This is a genomic window from Shewanella sp. GD04112, assembly GCF_029835735.1.
Classification (GTDB): domain Bacteria; phylum Pseudomonadota; class Gammaproteobacteria; order Enterobacterales; family Shewanellaceae; genus Shewanella.
In genome coordinates this window covers 221,789-240,389 of sequence record NZ_JAOEAL010000001.1, presented here as the reverse complement: position 1 = coordinate 240,389, position 18,601 = coordinate 221,789, and the positions used below count along the sequence as shown (strand labels likewise).

Genomic DNA, 18,601 nt, shown 5'->3' with positions numbered 1-18,601 from the left:
TACTATTTATTACGACGACGTACGATGTACTTGTCAGTGCGCTTGTTACTACGAGTCTTATAACCCTTAGTTGGCACACCCCATGGAGTCACTGGGTGACGACCACCAGAAGTACGGCCTTCACCACCACCGTGTGGATGGTCTACCGGGTTCATTGCAACACCGCGAACTGTTGGGCGAACGCCTCTCCAGCGCTTAGCACCTGCTTTACCTAACTGGCGTAGCATGTGTTCGGCATTACCAACTTCACCAAATGTTGCGCGGCAATCAACTGGCACTTTGCGCATTTCGCCAGAGCGAAGACGTAAAGTGGCATATGCGCCATCACGAGCAACAACTTGTACATAAGCACCCGCTGAACGCGCGATCTGAGCACCTTTACCAGGCTTCATTTCTACAGCGTGCACAACAGAACCTACTGGAATGTTGCGCAGTGGCATTGCGTTACCGGTTTTGATTTCGGCTTCAACACCAGACTGGATCTTGTCGCCAGCTTGCATGCCTTTAGCAGCAAGGATGTAACGACGCTCACCATCCGCATACAGTACTAACGCGATGTGCGCAGTACGGTTTGGATCGTATTCCAGACGCTCAATTTTTGCAGGGATACCGTCTTTATCGCGTTTGAAGTCGATTAAACGATAGTGCTGCTTGTGACCGCCACCAACGTGACGAACAGTGATACGGCCAGTGTTGTTACGGCCACCACTTTTAGATTTTTTCGCCAACAGGCCAGCAAAAGGTTTACCCTTGTGCAGGTCAGAGTTCACCACTTTAACAACGTGGCGACGACCTGGAGAGGTTGGCTTACACTTAATAACTGCCATGATAATTCTCCTTTGCTTACTCAGCGCCGCCGACGAAATCGATGTCAGCACCAGCAGCTAAAGTCACGTAGGCTTTTTTCCAATCGCTACGACGGCCAGCACGGCCACCAGTACGTTTAGTTTTGCCTTTGCTCACTAAAGTGCGAACTGATTCGACTTCAACTTCAAATAGCTTAGCAACAGCAGCTTTGATTTCAGCTTTAGTTGCATCGATAGCTACGCGGAAAACAACAGTGTTGTGCTTCTCAGCATTCACAGTGCTCTTTTCAGAGATGTGAGGTGCAAGAATTACTTTTAGCAAACGTTCTTCGCGGATCATCATGCTAGCATCTCCTCGATTTGCTTAACTGCATCAGCAGTCACAAGCACTGTGTTGAACGCGATCAGACTTACTGGGTCTAGACCTGCAACGTCACGAACGTCAACCTTGTACAGGTTGCGAGCTGCTAAGAATAAATTCTCGTCAACTTCTGAAGTCACAATTAACACGTCTTCTAAGTTCATTGCTTTCAATTTAGCTTTCAGCTCTTTAGTTTTAGGAGCTTCAACGCTGAATGATTCAACAACAACCAGACGGTCTTGACGTACCAGCTCAGACAGAATGCTTTTCAGCGCGCCGCGGTACATCTTCTTGTTAACTTTTTGGCTGTGATCTTGAGTTTTAGCAGCGAAAGTTACGCCACCGCCACGCCAGATTGGGCCCTTAACACCACCCGCACGAGCGCGGCCAGTGCCTTTTTGGCGCCATGGCTTTTTGCCAGAGCCAGTTACTTCCGCACGAGTCTTTTGAGCACGAGTGCCCTGACGTGCGTTTGCAGCGTATGCTACAACTACCTGATGAACCAGTGCCTCGTTAAAGTCACGGCCGAAGGTAGTTTCGGAAACTTCAAGAGCGCTTTGCGCGTCTTTCAATACCAATTCCATTACTATCTCCTCAGACCTTAAGCTTTAACTGCAGGCTTGATGATCAGGTCGCCGTTAGTTGCGCCCGGAACAGCACCTTTAACCAGTAGCAGGTTACGTTCAACATCTACACGTACAACGTCTAGATTTTGAGTAGTAACACGCTCGGCACCCATGTGGCCTGACATTTTCTTGCCTTTAAATACGCGACCAGGCGTTTGGTTCTGACCGATAGAACCGTTCGAACGGTGCGACAAAGAGTTACCGTGAGTCATATCTTGAGTACGGAAGTTCCAACGCTTAACGCCGCCTTGGAAGCCTTTACCTTTAGATTGACCAGTAACGTCAACTTTCGCTACATCAGCGAAGATACCTACATTTAGCTCAGCACCAACTTCAATGCCTTCGCCTTCACCGTCTGCCAGACGCAATTCCCACAGTCCACGACCGGCTTCAACACCGCTCTTGGCAAAGTGACCTGCTTCTGGTTTAGTGATGCGATTGGCTTTTTTGGTACCAGTAGTAACTTGAAGAGCACGGTAACCGTCAGTTTCTAAAGTTTTCACTTGAGTAACACGGTTGCCAGCAACTTCAATTACTGTAACAGGTATAGAAACACCATCTTCAGTGAAGATGCGAGTCATACCAACTTTACGACCAATAAGACCGATAGCCATCTCTCAAACCTCTTCTAAGGATCTCAATTAACCCAAGCTAATCTGTACGTCGACACCAGCCGCAAGATCTAAACGCATTAGAGCGTCTACAGTCTTTTCAGTTGGCTCTACGATGTCAACCAGGCGCTTGTGAGTACGTAATTCGTACTGGTCACGAGCATCTTTATTAACGTGCGGAGAGATCAAAACGGTATAACGCTCTTTGCGCGTAGGTAGTGGAATTGGACCACGTACTTGGGCGCCTGTACGCTTAGCAGTTTCAACGATTTCCGCTGTAGACTGATCAATTAAGCGATGATCAAATCCTTTTAAGCGGATACGGATTCTTTGGTTCTGCATTGACCAGAGCTCCTAAAATGGACACATAAAAAATCACCCTCTAGCTTCTTCCTTACTGGAAAAGCAGAGCGAGATGATTTAACCGTTCGACTCCCAATCGGAGCCGCTATGATAATGACAAGTTCATTGACTCATCATTTAATTCGCTAACCTAGGTTAACGAGGGGGCCATTATACTTATCTAAAATTAGATTTCAAGCCCGCTGTGTAAATAGTCATCAAAAAGACTATTCAACTTCAGAGTGGCGAGCATTTTACACAAATTTCAGAATAACACCAGCCCAAAATAAAAAAGGAAGCCGAAGCTTCCTTTTTCAGTACTATAACTAGTTCGCGATTAAGCGAAAATCTTAGCTACAACACCAGCGCCTACTGTACGGCCACCTTCACGGATTGCGAAGCGTAAACCTTCGTCCATCGCGATTGGGCAGATCAGAGTCACTTTCATCTTGATGTTGTCGCCTGGCATTACCATCTCTACGCCTTCTGGCAGTTCGATAGTACCTGTCACGTCAGTTGTACGGAAGTAGAACTGTGGACGGTAGCCTTTGAAGAATGGAGTGTGACGACCACCTTCTTCTTTTGACAGAACGTAAACTTCTGATTCAAAAGTAGTGTGTGGGTTGATTGAACCTGGCTTAGATAATACTTGACCACGTTCTACGTCATCACGCTTAGTACCACGTAACAGGATACCACAGTTCTCACCTGCACGACCTTCGTCAAGCAGCTTACGGAACATTTCAACACCAGTACAGGTTGTCTTAGTGGTTGCACGGATACCAACGATTTCTACTTCGTCACCAACACGTACGATACCACGCTCAACACGACCTGTTACTACTGTACCACGGCCAGAGATTGAGAATACGTCTTCGATTGGCATCAGGAATGGCTTATCGATATCACGCTCTGGTTCTGGAATGTAAGAATCCAGTGCAGCGGCTAATTCGATGATCTTAGCTTCCCACTCTGGCTCGCCTTCAAGGGCTTTCAGAGCAGAACCTTGGATAACTGGTAAGTCATCACCTGGGAAGTCGTATTCTGATAACAGTTCACGTACTTCCATTTCTACTAATTCTAACAGTTCAGCATCGTCAACCATGTCACATTTGTTCATGAATACGATGATGAATGGTACGCCTACTTGGCGAGACAGCAGGATGTGCTCACGAGTTTGTGGCATTGGACCGTCAGTAGAAGCTACTACCAGGATAGCGCCGTCCATCTGTGCAGCACCAGTGATCATGTTTTTAACATAGTCAGCGTGGCCTGGGCAGTCTACGTGTGCGTAGTGGCGAGTTGGTGTATCGTATTCGATGTGAGAGGTATTGATGGTAATACCGCGCTCACGCTCTTCTGGAGCGTTATCGATTTGAGAGAAGTCTTTAGCTTCACCACCGTAGGTCTTAGCCAGTACGTGAGAGATAGCTGCAGTCAGAGTGGTTTTACCATGGTCAACGTGACCGATGGTGCCCACGTTAACGTGAGGCTTATTACGTTCAAATTTAGCTTTTGCCACGATATATTCCTTTCTTTTCAGAATAATCCTGTATCAACAGGACCATATTACATTTATGTCGTAACTTAAAATTAGCTACGAGATTCAATAATCGCTTTCGCAATGTTTTGCGGTGCATCAGTGTACTTCAAGAACTCCATGGAGTAGGAAGCACGACCCTGAGTCGCAGAACGCAAATCAGTTGCATAACCAAACATTTCAGAAAGAGGCACTACAGCATGGACTATTTTGATGCCACCGAAGCCATCATCCATACCTTCAATCAAACCACGACGACGGTTTAAGTCACCAACCACATCGCCCATGTAGTTCTCAGGAGTAGTTACTTCTACTTTCATGCAAGGCTCGAGCAACACAGGATTCGCTTCGAGCGCACCCTTTTTGAAGCCCATAGAACCCGCAATTTTGAACGCCATTTCATTCGAGTCCACATCGTGATATGAACCGTCGAACAGAGTGACCTTCACGTCCAACACAGGGAAGCCGGCGAGAACACCGTTCTTCATCTGCTCTTGGATACCTTTATCAACCGCAGGAATGAATTCACGTGGAACCACACCCCCAACGATCGCGTTGATAAATTCGTAACCAGCGCCTTCTTCATTAGGCTCTAGTTTTAACCAAACATGACCGAATTGTCCACGGCCACCTGATTGGCGTACAAATTTACCTTCAGCCTCGACTGATGCGCGAATGGTTTCGCGGTAGGCCACTTGTGGCTTACCAACGTTACACTCAACACCAAATTCGCGACGCATACGGTCAACGATAATGTCTAAGTGTAACTCACCCATTCCAGAAATCAGTGTTTGTGATGATTCTTCGTCAGTCTCAACCCGGAAAGATGGATCTTCTGCTGCAAGTTTTTGCAGCGCGATACCCATTTTATCTTGGTCCGCTTTAGACTTAGGCTCAACGGCAATGGTAATTACTGGCTCAGGGAACTCCATGCGTTCCAAGATCACCTTATGATCAGGATCACAAAGTGTATCACCCGTGGTGACTTCTTTCAGACCGATAGCCGCAGCGATATCACCTGCACGTACTTCTTTCAGTTCGGTACGGTCGTTAGCGTGCATTTGCACGATACGGCCGATACGTTCACGCTTCTGTTTAACAGAGTTATAAACGCCTGAACCTGATTCGAGTACGCCAGAGTACACGCGAATAAAGGTCAAAGTGCCCACGAACGGGTCTGTAGCAATCTTAAATGCCAACGCAGCAAAGGGGGCATTGTCATCTGATGGGCGCTCAACTTCTTGCTCATCGTCATCAATGCCCTTAATTGGAGGCACATCAACAGGAGCTGGCAAGAATTCCACAACCGCATCAAGAACCGCTTGAACGCCTTTGTTCTTAAATGCAGAACCACAGGTCGCTAAAACGATTTCATTATTAATAGTACGCTGACGCAGTGCCTTTTTGATCTCGTCTTCTGACAGTGTGCCTTCTTCAAGGTACTTGTCCATCAGTTCATCCGAGGCCTCGGCTGCTGCCTCAACCAGATACTCATGCATTTCAGCCGCTTTATCGGCTAACTCAGCAGGGATCTCTTCATAAGAGAAAGTCATACCCTGGTCCGCTTCGTTCCAGTTAATGGCTTTCATCTTGATTAAGTCGATCACGCCAGTGAAGTTTTCTTCTGCACCGATATTCAGTTGAATAGGCACACAAGTCGCTCCTAGGCGAGTTCTGATTTGCTTCACTACACGTTCAAAGTCCGCACCTGCGCGGTCCATCTTGTTAACAAACACTAAGCGTGGAACGCGGTATTTGTCAGCTTGACGCCAAACGGTTTCTGATTGAGGTTCAACACCTGAAGAACCACAGAAAACCACGACAGCGCCGTCGAGAACGCGCAAAGAACGTTCAACTTCAATAGTGAAGTCAACGTGACCAGGGGTATCGATGATATTGATGCGGTGTTCAGTGAATTGAGCATCCATACCACGCCAGAATGTAGTTACAGCAGCCGAGGTGATAGTAATACCACGCTCTTGCTCTTGTACCATCCAGTCAGTGGTCGCGGCGCCGTCATGCACCTCACCGATTTTATGAGACAAACCGGTATAGAACAGAACACGTTCTGTTGTGGTGGTTTTACCTGCGTCCACATGAGCACAAATACCGATATTACGATAACGCTCAATTGGGGTTGTACGAGCCACTATTATACCCTCTCCACCAAGACAGGTGCCTTGGCAATATCAACAACAATGGTGTGGGCCTAAGCCCACACCATCAGATTACCAACGGTAATGAGCAAAGGCCTTGTTAGCTTCAGCCATGCGGTGCACGTCTTCACGCTTCTTAACAGCAGTACCTTTGTTTTCAGACGCATCTAGCATTTCACCTGCTAGACGTAAAGCCATAGATTTTTCACCACGCTTACGAGCAGCTTCAACTAACCAGCGCATCGCCAGTGCGTTACGACGCACAGGACGAACTTCACATGGTACCTGGTAAGTAGAACCACCAACGCGACGAGATTTAACTTCGACTGATGGGCGTACGTTGTCCAGGGCTGCTTCAAGAACGTCTAAATGGTTAGCGCCTTTCTTTTCAGCGATAACATCTAGCGCCTTGTAAATGATTTTTTCTGCAGTCGACTTTTTGCCGTCTTGCATAATGACGTTGATGAACTTAGCCAGCAACTCACTGTGAAACTTTGGATCTGGTAGGATTTTACGTTGTCCTACAACGCGACGTCTTGGCATAACAATTCTCCGTATGCTTCAGGGATTTCCAAAACTGGAATTCTCAAAATAAAACTAGCTTGGCCTTACTTAACGGATTGCGTTAAGACTTAGGACGCTTAGCACCGTACTTAGAACGACCTTGGCGACGAGTGTTCACGCCAGCACAGTCTAGGGCGCCACGAACAGTGTGATAGCGCACACCTGGTAAGTCTTTAACACGACCACCACGGATTAAGATCACGCTGTGTTCCTGCAGGTTGTGGCCTTCACCGCCGATGTACGAAGTAACTTCGAAACCGTTAGTTAAGCGCACACGAGCTACTTTACGTAGTGCAGAGTTAGGTTTTTTAGGGGTAGTAGTGTACACACGTGTACATACACCACGTTTTTGTGGGCACGCGTTCAACGCAGGCACGTTAGTCTTGTCGACTTTAGGTGCGCGTGGCTTACGTACCAACTGGTTTACAGTTGCCATGTATAGCTCCGAAACAGTTGAATCAAACTCAACGATAAGGTGTGAAAAATCTATATCCCACAATGGTGGGACGCGGAATTTTAGAAAGGTAATGCCTGACTGTCAAGAAATAGCCAACTTTTGCGGCATTTTACAATAAAAAAGGCGCCATCGGCGCCTTTTTGTTACAAACTGATTACTTAATCTTGGCTACCAGCCAGGTTTAAGAGGTCTGCAAGGTTTTGTTCCGCTTCACTTGCAGTGATCTTATTCACTACAACTGGCTCGTCTTTCTTAGCACGGGCATCGTTACGGGTCTTGTGATAAGCATAACCAGTACCGGCTGGGATCAGACGGCCAACGATTACGTTTTCTTTCAGACCACGTAAGTTATCAGACTTACCACCTACGGCAGCTTCTGTCAGTACGCGAGTGGTTTCTTGGAACGATGCTGCAGAGATAAACGATTCTGTTGCCAGAGACGCTTTGGTAATACCCAACAGTTCACGTTCGAAGGTCGCAGGCACTTTGCCTTGTTCGATCAGGTCGCGGTTAGCGATCTTCACGCGAGACACTTCAACTTGTTCGCCTTCTAAGAACTCACTGTCACCCGCAGAGGTGATCACGCACTTACGCAGCATTTGACGGATGATCACTTCGATATGCTTATCGTTGATCTTCACGCCTTGTAGACGGTATACGTCTTGTACTTCGTTCACAATGTAGTTTGCTACGTTGTGGATGCCACGTAGACGCAGAATGTCGTGCGCTGCTTCTGGACCGTCTGCAATAACTTCACCACGTTCGACTTTTTCACCTTCGAACACGTTTAAGTTACGCCATTTCGGGATCATCTCTTCGTACTGTTCACCGCCATCCGCTGGTGTAATCACCAGACGACGCTTGCCTTTGGTCTCTTTACCAAACGAGATGGTACCAGAGATTTCCGCCAGAATAGCTGGCTCTTTTGGCTTACGAGCTTCGAACAGGTCAGCAACGCGTGGTAGACCACCCGTGATGTCGCGTGTTTTAGACGATTCTTGTGGAATACGTGCTAACGCGTCACCCACGGCGATTTGCGCGTTGTCGTCGAGGTTAACGATCGCACTGCCTGGTAAGAAGTATTGTGCAGGTACTTCAGTACCTGGGATCATCAGGTCGCTACCGTCGGCACCAACCAGACGGATCATTGGGCGCATTTCTTTACCCGCTGAACCACGTTGACCCACGTCGAGGATCACGATTGAAGACAGACCAGTCAGTTCGTCTGTTTGACGAGTCATGGTCACGCCGTCGATCATGTCAACGAACTTAATACTACCCGCCACTTCAGTGATGATTGGGTGAGTATGTGGATCCCAGTTAGCGATGATATCGCCCGCTTCTACCGCAGCTTCTTCTAACTTCTCGAGCACAGTACCGTAAGGCACTTTATAACGCTCTTTCTCACGACCTAATTCGTCGATGATCGCCAGTTCAGAAGAACGAGAAACGATAACCAGCTTGCCGTCAGTGTTAGTTACGTACTTAGCGTTGTGCAGTTTCAACGAACCAGAGTTCTTCACTTGAACGTTGTTTTCTGCAGACGCTCTCGATGCCGCACCACCGATGTGGAACGTACGCATCGTTAACTGTGTACCTGGTTCACCGATTGATTGCGCCGCGACAACACCAATGGCTTCGCCGTGGTTAATCAGGTGACCACGGGCTAAGTCACGGCCATAACATGCCGCACACACACCGAAGTCGGTATCACAGGTAATTACTGAACGTACAATCACTTCGTCGATTGAGTGTTCTTCTAACTTGTCACACCATGCTTCATCGAGCAGAGTGTTACGTGGCGCAAGCACATCTTCAGCACCTGGGTACAGAACATCAACCGCAACCACACGACCCAGTACGCGTTCACGTAATGGCTCAACAACGTCACCACCTTCGATCAGCGGCTTCATTGTCAGACCTTCGTGAGTACCACAATCGTCTTCGATGACCACTAAGTCTTGAGCAACGTCAACCAGACGACGAGTCAGGTAACCCGAGTTCGCTGTCTTCAATGCGGTATCGGCAAGACCTTTACGCGCACCGTGGGTTGAGATGAAGTACTGAAGAACGTTCAGACCTTCACGGAAGTTCGCTACGATTGGGGTTTCGATGATCGAACCGTCTGGTTTCGCCATCAGACCACGCATACCCGCTAACTGACGGATCTGTGCGGCACTACCACGAGCGCCCGAGTCGGCCATCATGTAAATGCTGTTGAACGAAGCTTGTTTCTCTTCAACGCCATCACGGTTAATCACTGTCTCAGTTGACAGGTTTTCCATCATCGCTTTAGAAACTTTTTCGTTCGCACTTGCCCAGATGTCGATGACTTTGTTGTAACGCTCACCCGCGGTTACCAGACCTGATTGGAACTGCTCTTGAATTTCAAGCACTTCTGCTTCAGCGTCAGCAACTAAGGTGTACTTCTCAGCTGGGATCACCATGTCGTCGATACCGACAGATGCACCAGAGATAGTGGCGTAACGGAAACCTGTGTACATCAGTTGGTCAGCGAAGATAACAGTATCTTTCAGACCTAATTGACGGTAACAAGTGTTCAATAGTTTAGAAATCTGCTTTTTGCCCATGTTCTGGTTAACCAGATCAAATGACAAACCTGCTGGCAGAATTTGTGACAGCAGAGCACGACCCACAGTTGTATCAACGATACGACGTTGCTCAGTACGCTCACCATTGTCACCGATAACGGTTTCAGTGATACGCACTTTCACGCGGGCATGCAGTTCAGCAGCGCCAGTTGCGTAAGCTTTTTCAACTTCAGCAACAGACATAAAGTACATACCTTCACCACGGCCGTTGATACGCTCACGGCTGGTGTAGTACAGACCTAATACCACGTCTTGAGACGGCGTGATAACAGGCTCGCCGTTCGCAGGTGACAGGATGTTGTTGGTAGACATCATCAGGGCACGAGCTTCAAGCTGCGCTTCCAGTGTTAACGGTACGTGTACCGCCATTTGGTCACCGTCGAAGTCGGCGTTGTATGCCGCACAAACGAGTGGGTGTAACTGGATCGCTTTACCTTCAATCAGAACAGGTTCGAACGCTTGGATACCCAGTCTGTGCAGTGTTGGAGCACGGTTAAGCATCACTGGATGTTCGCGGATCACTTCATCCAGAACGTCCCAAACTTCCGCCACTTCACGCTCTACCATCTTCTTAGCCGCTTTGATGGTTGTCGCTAAGCCACGACCTTCCAGCTTGCCATAGATGAATGGCTTGAACAGTTCCAGTGCCATCTTCTTAGGAAGACCACATTGGTGCAGACGTAAAGTAGGACCTACGGTAATTACCGAACGACCTGAGTAGTCAACACGCTTACCTAACAAGTTCTGACGGAAACGACCTTGTTTACCTTTGATCATATCGGCCAAAGATTTCAGAGGACGTTTGTTAGAACCGGTAATTGCACGACCACGACGACCGTTATCTAATAGCGCATCAACAGACTCTTGTAACATACGCTTTTCGTTGCGTACGATGATGTCCGGCGCAGCTAAATCTAACAGACGCTTCAAACGGTTGTTACGGTTGATCACGCGGCGATACAGATCGTTCAGATCTGAAGTCGCGAAGCGGCCGCCATCGAGCGGTACCAGCGGACGTAAGTCAGGTGGTAACACAGGCAGTACTTTTAAGATCATCCACTCTGGCTTGTTGCCAGAAGTGTGGAACGCTTCCATCAACTTAAGACGCTTGGTCACTTTCTTGCGACGAGTCTCAGAGTTAATTGATGGCAGCTCTTCACGCATTTGTTCGATTTCTTTTTCGAGATCGATTGCGCGCAGCAGTTCTAATACCGCTTCAGCACCCATCTTAGCTTCGAATTCATCACCGTATTCTTCTAATGCGTCTAGATAGTTTTCTTCTGTCAGCATTTGGCCACGTTCAAGGCTGGTCATGCCAGGCTCGATCACGACGAAAGATTCAAAATACAGTACGCGCTCGATATCACGCAGCGTCATGTCCAGCATTAAACCGATACGGGACGGCAGTGATTTCAAGAACCAAATGTGGGCAACTGGGCTAGCCAGTTCAATGTGACCCATACGCTCACGACGTACTTTAGTCTGGGTAACTTCTACACCACACTTTTCACAGATCACACCACGGTGCTTCAAACGCTTGTACTTACCACACAAACATTCGTAATCTTTGACCGGGCCAAAGATACGCGCACAGAACAGACCTTCACGCTCAGGCTTGAAGGTACGGTAGTTAATGGTTTCTGGCTTCTTAACTTCACCAAAAGACCAAGAACGGATCAGATCAGGCGATGCCAGACCAATTTTGATGCCGTTAAATTCTTCAGTCTTGCTTTGCTGTTTCAGAAACTTTAATAAGTCTTTCACGTTTCTCTCCTGAAGGAGTTAAACCGGGTGCTCCGCTCGCACGGAGCACCATTCTGTTGCCAAACGCGGCTAAATGCCTACGCTTATTCTTGATCCAACTCGATATTAATACCGAGTGAACGGATCTCCTTCAGCAATACGTTGAAGGACTCTGGCATGCCAGGCTGCATCTGATGGTTACCGTCGACGATGTTCTTATACATCTGAGTACGACCGTTAACGTCATCCGATTTCACGGTGAGCATTTCTTGAAGCGTATAAGCGGCACCGTATGCTTCGAGTGCCCACACTTCCATCTCCCCGAAACGCTGACCACCGAACTGAGCTTTACCGCCCAGTGGTTGTTGAGTCACTAAGCTGTACGAACCGGTAGAACGGGCGTGCATCTTATCGTCAACTAAGTGGTTCAGTTTGAGCATGTACATGTAACCTACAGTTACTGGACGCTCAAATTCGTTACCGGTACGACCATCAAATAATTTCAGCTGACCAGAGGTTGGCAAGCCTGCAAGCTCAAGCATCTGCTTGATCTCTTTCTCTTTAGCACCGTCGAAGGCTGGCGTAGCAACTGGAATACCACCTTTCAGGTTGTTCGCTAAGCGCAGTAACTCATCGTCAGTGAATGAATCGATGTCAACGCGCTGCTGCACTTCGTCACCTAACTCGTACACTTGCTTGATGTAGTTACGAACTTCTGCAAGTCCCTTCTCGCGCTGATCTTCCAGCATGGCAGCAATCTTGTTACCAATACCTTTAGCAGCAGCACCTAAGTGAACTTCAAGAACCTGACCGATGTTCATACGTGATGGAACGCCTAGCGGGTTCAATACGATGTCCACAGGGTTGCCTTGCTCGTCGTACGGCATGTCTTCAATTGGGTTAATCTTAGAGATAACACCCTTGTTACCGTGACGACCCGCCATCTTGTCACCTGGTTGGATAGTACGTTTAACCGCTAAGTAAACCTTAACGATCTTCAGTACGCCTGGTGCCAAGTCATCACCTTGGGTGATCTTGCGACGTTTGATTTCAAACTTCTTATCGAAGTCTGCTTTCAGCTCTTCATGCTGTTCAGCTAATTGCTCAAGCTCAGTTTGTTTGGTTTCATCGTCAATAACTTGGACCAATACATCTTTACGTGGCAATGCTGCGATTTGTGCTTCAGTGAAACCGGCACTTAATAATAAGTTGCGCGCACGGCTCAATACGCCTTCTTCAAGGATCTTGAACTCTTCGCCTAAGTCTTTACGAGCTTGGGCAATGTGCATTTCTTCGATTTCAATGGCGCGTTTGTCTTTCTCAACGCCGTCACGGGTAAATACCTGAACGTCGATGATGGTACCTTTAACAGAGTTAGGTACACGCAGTGAGCTGTCTTTCACGTCAGACGCTTTCTCACCGAAGATGGCGCGCAGTAACTTCTCTTCTGGCGTCAGTTGAGTCTCGCCTTTTGGCGTCACTTTACCTACCAGAATGTCGCCGCCCTTCACTTCTGCACCAATGTAAACGATACCTGACTCGTCGAGTTTCGACAGAGCAGATTCACCTACGTTTGGAATGTCAGCGGTGATTTCTTCGCTACCCAGCTTGGTATCACGAGCGATACAAGAGAGCTCTTGAATGTGGATAGTGGTGAAACGGTCTTCCTGTGCAACACGCTCAGAAATTAAGATCGAGTCTTCGAAGTTGTAACCGTTCCAAGGCATGAACGCGATACGCATGTTCTGGCCAAGGGCTAAGTCACCTAAGTCAGTAGACGGACCGTCTGCTAACACGTCACCACGAACCACTGGCTCACCAACAGAACAGCAAGGACGTTGGTTGATACAAGTGTTTTGGTTAGAACGGGTGTATTTAGTCAGGTTGTAAATGTCGATACCCGCTTCGCCTGGGCGCAGCTCGTCTTCATTTACTTTAACTACGATACGGCTCGCATCAACGTAATCGATCACACCGCCACGTTTAGCGGCGACTACTACGCCTGAGTCCACAGCTAACGTGCGCTCAATACCTGTACCGACCAGAGGCTTCTCTGATTTCAGCGTTGGTACCGCTTGACGTTGCATGTTCGCACCCATCAATGCACGGTTCGCGTCGTCGTGTTCTAAGAACGGGATCAGTGACGCAGCAACAGAGATGATCTGTTGTGGCGATACGTCCATGTATTGAATGTCAGACGCGCGCATAAAGGTAGATTCACCTTTGTGACGACATGCGATCTGCTCTTCAACCATGCGGCCTTCAGAGTCAACTTCGATGTTCGCCTGTGCAATCACATAACGACCTTCTTCAATCGCTGACAAGTATTCCACATCGTCAGTGATCACACCGTCTACCACTTTGCGGTATGGTGTTTCTAAGAAGCCGTAAGAGTTAGTACGGGCAAAACTTGCTAATGAGTTGATCAGACCAATGTTTGGACCTTCAGGGGTCTCAATTGGACATAAACGACCATAGTGCGTTGGGTGTACGTCGCGGACTTCGAAGCCTGCACGTTCACGGGTCAAACCACCTGGGCCTAGAGCAGAAATACGACGCTTATGCGTTACTTCTGACAGCGGGTTGTTTTGGTCCATGAATTGTGACAGCTGAGAAGAACCGAAGAACTCTTTCACTGCAGCAGAGATTGGCTTAGCGTTGATTAAGTCTTGTGGCATCAGCTCGTTCAGATCGCCTAATGACAGACGTTCACGCACGGCGCGCTCAACACGGACCAGACCAACACGGAATTGGTTTTCAGCCATTTCACCCACAGAACGAATACGACGGTTACCTAAGTGGTCGATATCGTCCACTTCGTCGAAGCCGTTACGGATGTGAATGATGTTCTTCATTACTGCAACGATGTCTTCTTTAGACAGTACGCCGCTACCTTCGTCATCAGGAATGCTGAGACGACGGTTGAACTTCATACGACCTACTTTAGACAGGTCATAACGTTCTTCGCTGAAGAATAAGTTTTGGAACAGGGCTTCTGCAGCATCTTTGGTTGGTGGCTCACCAGGACGCATCATGCGGTAGATCTCAACTAACGCTTCTAAGCGGTTAGTGGTTGGATCAATACGCAGAGTGTCAGAGATGTAAGCACCGTGGTCTAGCTCGTTGATGTACAACGTGCTTAGCTCTTTGATGCCAGCCAGTGATAACTTCGCTAAGTCTTCTAAGCTGATTTCACTGTTAGCAGAAACTAATACTTCGCCCGTGTCCGGATCGATGTAATCTTGAGCAGCATATTTGCCCACGATGTACTCAACTGGTACTTCGAGTTCAGTGGTGTTGGTTTTTTCGAGTTGGCGAATATGACGTGCAGTCACGCGACGGCCCGCTTCTACCAATACAGTACCTTCAGCATCCTTGATGTCATAGCTGGCGGTTTCGCCGCGCAGACGCTCAGGTACTAAGGTCATAACCAGAGTATCTTTCTTGATCTTGAATTCAACGCGTTCGAAGAACAGGTCGAGGATCTCTTGAGTAGAGTACTCTAATGCACGCAGAATGATGGTCGCAGGTAATTTACGGCGACGGTCAATACGTACGAACAGCGCATCTTTAGGATCGAATTCAAAGTCTAACCATGAACCACGGTAAGGAATGATACGTGCGTTATACAGCACCTTACCTGATGAGTGGGTTTTACCACGGTCGTGATCGAAGAATACACCAGGGCTACGGTGTAATTGAGATACGATTACACGCTCAGTACCGTTGATCACAAAGGTACCGTTGTCAGTCATCAATGGGATATCGCCCATGTAGACTTCTTGTTCTTTAATATCTTTTACAGTGCCGGCCGCTGCTTCACGATCATACAACACCATGCGTAACTTAACGCGCAGTGGAGCTGAATATGTAACACCACGGATCTGACACTCTTTCACATCAAAAACAGGCTCGCCAAGCTTATAGCTGACGTATTGCAGTTCTGAATTACCAGAAAAGCTCTTGATGGGAAAAACGCTACGGAAGGCGGCTTCTAGACCGCGCTCACCGGTAGGATCTTGATCGGTGAACTTCTTAAAAGAGTCTAACTGAATAGACAAAAGGTAAGGAATATCCAACACCTGTGGACGCTTACCAAAGTCTTTGCGAATACGCTTCTTTTCAGAATAGGAGTAAACCATGGGTTTCCTCTGCTTGCGAGATGTGACCAAGACTGAACTTATAACAATCGTCATTAAATTCAGCACGTTTGCCCATCACCGTTGATGGCAAGAACCTAACCAGTAATCTCTGCTAGGGACTGCAAAATTTGGCGATAAACGGTGAAAAAAAATCGCCGACGCATATAGCGCAAAAAAGGCCGACGGTTAAAAAACCGCCAGCCTCCACCCAATTGGCTTGGGTGAGTAAGCTACATAATAGCTTACTTGATCTCTACTGTAGCACCAGCTTCAACCAGTTCTTTCTTCAGAGCTTCAGCTTCTTCTTTAGAAACGCCTTCTTTAACTGCTACTGGAGCAGCTTCAGACATTGCTTTAGCTTCTTTCAGGCCTAAACCAGTTGCGCCACGGATTGCTTTAATAACAGCAACTTTGTTGTCGCCGTGAGCAGTTAACATAACAGTGAATTCTGTTTGTTCTTCAGCAGCAGCACCTGCATCAGCAGCACCGCCAGCAACTACTGCAGCAGCAGCAGAAACGCCGAACTTCTCTTCCATAGCTTCGATCAGTTCAACAACTTCCATTACAGACATAGCTGCAAAGGCTTCTAAGATTTGGTCTTTAGTGATAGACATAACAAATGTTTCCTATTGTTCTGAATTCAATTTTATTAAGCAGCCAGCTTAAAATTAAGCGGCTTCTTGTTTTTGATCGCGCAGGGCGGCCAGAGTACGAACGAACTTGCCAGCAGATGCTTCTTTCATAGTCATCATTAACTGTGCTAGTGCTTCTTCGTATGTTGGCAGTTTCGCCAAACGATCAATGTCAGCTGCAGGGATGAAATTCCCTTCAAAGGCTGCGCCTTTAACTTCGAAGTTAGCTTGCTCTTTAGCAAAGTCTTTTAACAGACGAGCTGCAGCACCTGGGTGCTCGTTAGAGAAAGCAATCAAAGTTGGGCCAGTGAACGTTTCTGCTAGGCACTCAAATGCAGTACCTTCAACAGCACGACGAGCCAGAGTGTTACGTACTACACGTACATAAACACCAGCTTCACGAGCTTTTTTACGCAGACCGGTCATAGCACCTACAGTTACACCGCGTGAATCAGCGGCTACTGCAGATAGCGCACCTTTGGCAGCTTCGTTGACTTCAGCAACAATCGCTTTTTTGTCTTCGAGTCTTAATGCCATTGGCTTTACTCCTGGATTCCACCTAGGGTATTCCCCTAGTATTTACCATACTAAATACTTATGTATTTAGTGACTTACGGTGCAGATTATCCAGTAAAAAAATTTAGCTGGGGCCTGACACCGTCTACGCAGGAAATTAAGTAAACCGATAAGGAAAACACCTGCGGTCTTGGACGGAAGCCCGTTTCACGATGCGTTTCACATCAAAAACAGGCTTCAACCCACAAAGTGCGCGCATTATAGACTAATACGCGTACCTTGTAAAATTAGTTAGCTGTATCGAGAGTCGCTTGGTCGATAGCTACACCTGCACCCATAGTGGTAGAGATGCTAACTTTCTTCACGTATACGCCTTTAGCAACTGCAGGCTTAGCCTTTTTCAGTGCAGAGATTAACGCTTCCAAGTTTTCTTTCAATTGAACTGGTGTGAAATCCACTTTACCGATAGTAGTGTGGATAATACCGTTCTTGTCGTTACGGTAACGAACTTGACCAGCTTTAGCGTTCTTAACTGCTTCAGCAACGTTTGGCGTTACTGTGCCAGTTTTTGGGTTAGGCATTAAACCACGTGGGCCTAAGATTTGACCTAACATACCAACAACGCGCATTGCATCTGGAGATGCGATAACTACGTCGAAGTTCATTTCACCAGCTTTGATTTGCTCAGCCAGATCATCCATACCAACGAGTTCTGCACCAGCAGCTTTTGCAGCTTCAGCATTTGCACCTTGTGTAAATACTGCAACGCGAACTTCACGACCAGTACCGTGTGGTAATACAGTAGCACCACGAACGTTTTGGTCTGATTTACGTGGGTCGATACCCAGGTTAACAGCTACGTCAACACTTTCAACGAACTTAGCAGTTGCTAATTCTTTTAACAGAGCAACAGCGTCGTTGATTTCGTATAACTTAGTACCGTCAACTTTCTCGCGGATTACGCGCATGCGTTTAGTTAGTTTTGCCATTATATTAACCCTCTACAACCAAACCCATTGAACGCGCAGTACCTTCGATTGAGCGAGTCATCGCTTCAACATCAGCACCAGTCATATCGGCCGCTTTCAATTCAGCAATTTCTTGAATCTTAGCACGAGCGATAGTACCTACTTTCTGAGTGTTTGGACGTGGAGAACCTGATTTCAGGCCTGCTGCAGTCTTCAGTAAGTAAGAAGCTGGCGGAGTCTTAGTTTCGAAAGTGAATGAACGGTCACTGTATACAGTGATCACGACTGGAATAGGCATGCCTTTTTCCATTTTGTCTGTACGGGCGTTGAACGCTTTACAGAATTCCATGATGTTCACACCTTTCTGACCCAGAGCTGGACCAACTGGTGGTGAAGGGTTCGCAGAACCTGATTTCACTTGTAGCTTAATATAAGCATCAATCTTTTTTGCCATCTGACATTTCCTCAGTTTGGGTTCAAACGCGCATCAGCGACATGCCGACGTGCTCCCCCGAAAACAACGGG

Annotated in this window: 15 protein-coding genes; all 15 read right to left on the bottom strand. The window is 47.5% G+C overall.

The window, feature by feature from the left end:
• Window positions 1–2: 2 nt before the first annotated feature.
• The 15 genes from rplB to rplK all read right to left on the bottom strand — a co-directional run bounded on the left by rplB (window position 3) and on the right by rplK (window position 18,530).
• Window positions 3–827 carry a 50S ribosomal protein L2 gene (gene rplB, locus N7386_RS01070; RefSeq protein WP_011621028.1) on the bottom strand — a complete coding sequence of 275 codons (825 nt, stop codon included), beginning with the start codon at window positions 825–827 and terminating at the stop codon, window positions 3–5.
• Window positions 828–843: 16 nt separating this feature from the next.
• Window positions 844–1,146 (bottom strand): 50S ribosomal protein L23, encoded by a 303-nt coding sequence (rplW, locus tag N7386_RS01065; RefSeq protein ID WP_039977607.1) that lies wholly within the window; start codon window positions 1,144–1,146, stop codon window positions 844–846.
• Entirely contained in the window at window positions 1,146–1,751 is a 606-nt protein-coding gene (gene rplD / locus N7386_RS01060; protein WP_011070618.1) for a 50S ribosomal protein L4, read from the bottom strand. The genes rplW and rplD overlap by 1 nt, the downstream gene beginning before the upstream one ends.
• A 17-nt stretch (window positions 1,752–1,768) precedes the next feature.
• The gene (rplC, locus tag N7386_RS01055) at window positions 1,769–2,407 is read right to left on the bottom strand and encodes a 50S ribosomal protein L3 (RefSeq protein ID WP_011070617.1); all 639 of its coding nucleotides are present in this window, start codon (window positions 2,405–2,407) and stop codon (window positions 1,769–1,771) included.
• Window positions 2,408–2,434: 27 nt separating this feature from the next.
• Window positions 2,435–2,746 carry a 30S ribosomal protein S10 gene (gene rpsJ, locus N7386_RS01050; protein WP_011070616.1) on the bottom strand — a complete coding sequence of 104 codons (312 nt, stop codon included), beginning with the start codon at window positions 2,744–2,746 and terminating at the stop codon, window positions 2,435–2,437.
• A 337-nt stretch (window positions 2,747–3,083) separates the two neighbouring features.
• Window positions 3,084–4,268, bottom strand: a complete 1,185-nt coding sequence (tuf, locus tag N7386_RS01045) for an elongation factor Tu (RefSeq protein WP_011715454.1) — start codon at window positions 4,266–4,268, stop codon at window positions 3,084–3,086.
• Between the two features lie 71 nt (window positions 4,269–4,339).
• Window positions 4,340–6,436: an elongation factor G gene (gene fusA / locus N7386_RS01040; RefSeq protein ID WP_086904167.1), complete on the bottom strand. Its 2,097-nt coding sequence runs from the start codon at window positions 6,434–6,436 to the stop codon at window positions 4,340–4,342.
• A 78-nt stretch (window positions 6,437–6,514) separates the two neighbouring features.
• Window positions 6,515–6,985 (bottom strand): 30S ribosomal protein S7, encoded by a 471-nt coding sequence (rpsG, locus tag N7386_RS01035; protein WP_011715460.1) that lies wholly within the window; start codon window positions 6,983–6,985, stop codon window positions 6,515–6,517.
• A gap of 82 nt (window positions 6,986–7,067) precedes the next feature.
• Complete coding sequence (rpsL, locus tag N7386_RS01030; protein WP_011715459.1) at window positions 7,068–7,442, bottom strand: 30S ribosomal protein S12; 375 nt, start codon at window positions 7,440–7,442, stop codon at window positions 7,068–7,070.
• Window positions 7,443–7,621: 179 nt separating this feature from the next.
• Window positions 7,622–11,839: a DNA-directed RNA polymerase subunit beta' gene (gene rpoC, locus N7386_RS01025; RefSeq protein ID WP_279766793.1), complete on the bottom strand. Its 4,218-nt coding sequence runs from the start codon at window positions 11,837–11,839 to the stop codon at window positions 7,622–7,624.
• A gap of 83 nt (window positions 11,840–11,922) precedes the next feature.
• Window positions 11,923–15,960: a DNA-directed RNA polymerase subunit beta gene (gene rpoB / locus N7386_RS01020; RefSeq protein WP_011715457.1), complete on the bottom strand. Its 4,038-nt coding sequence runs from the start codon at window positions 15,958–15,960 to the stop codon at window positions 11,923–11,925.
• 242 nt (window positions 15,961–16,202) lie between these two features.
• On the bottom strand, window positions 16,203–16,574 hold the full coding sequence (gene rplL / locus N7386_RS01015) for a 50S ribosomal protein L7/L12 (RefSeq protein WP_011624800.1): 372 nt from the start codon (window positions 16,572–16,574) through the stop codon (window positions 16,203–16,205).
• A gap of 54 nt (window positions 16,575–16,628) precedes the next feature.
• On the bottom strand, window positions 16,629–17,129 hold the full coding sequence (rplJ, locus tag N7386_RS01010) for a 50S ribosomal protein L10 (protein ID WP_011070609.1): 501 nt from the start codon (window positions 17,127–17,129) through the stop codon (window positions 16,629–16,631).
• 266 nt (window positions 17,130–17,395) lie between these two features.
• Window positions 17,396–18,097, bottom strand: coding sequence for a 50S ribosomal protein L1 (rplA, locus tag N7386_RS01005; RefSeq protein ID WP_011715456.1), 702 nt, complete (start codon window positions 18,095–18,097; stop codon window positions 17,396–17,398).
• Window positions 18,098–18,101: 4 nt separating this feature from the next.
• A complete protein-coding gene (gene rplK / locus N7386_RS01000) occupies window positions 18,102–18,530 on the bottom strand; it encodes a 50S ribosomal protein L11 (protein WP_279766791.1) in 429 nt (142 codons plus the stop codon).
• Window positions 18,531–18,601: the final 71 nt, after the last annotated feature.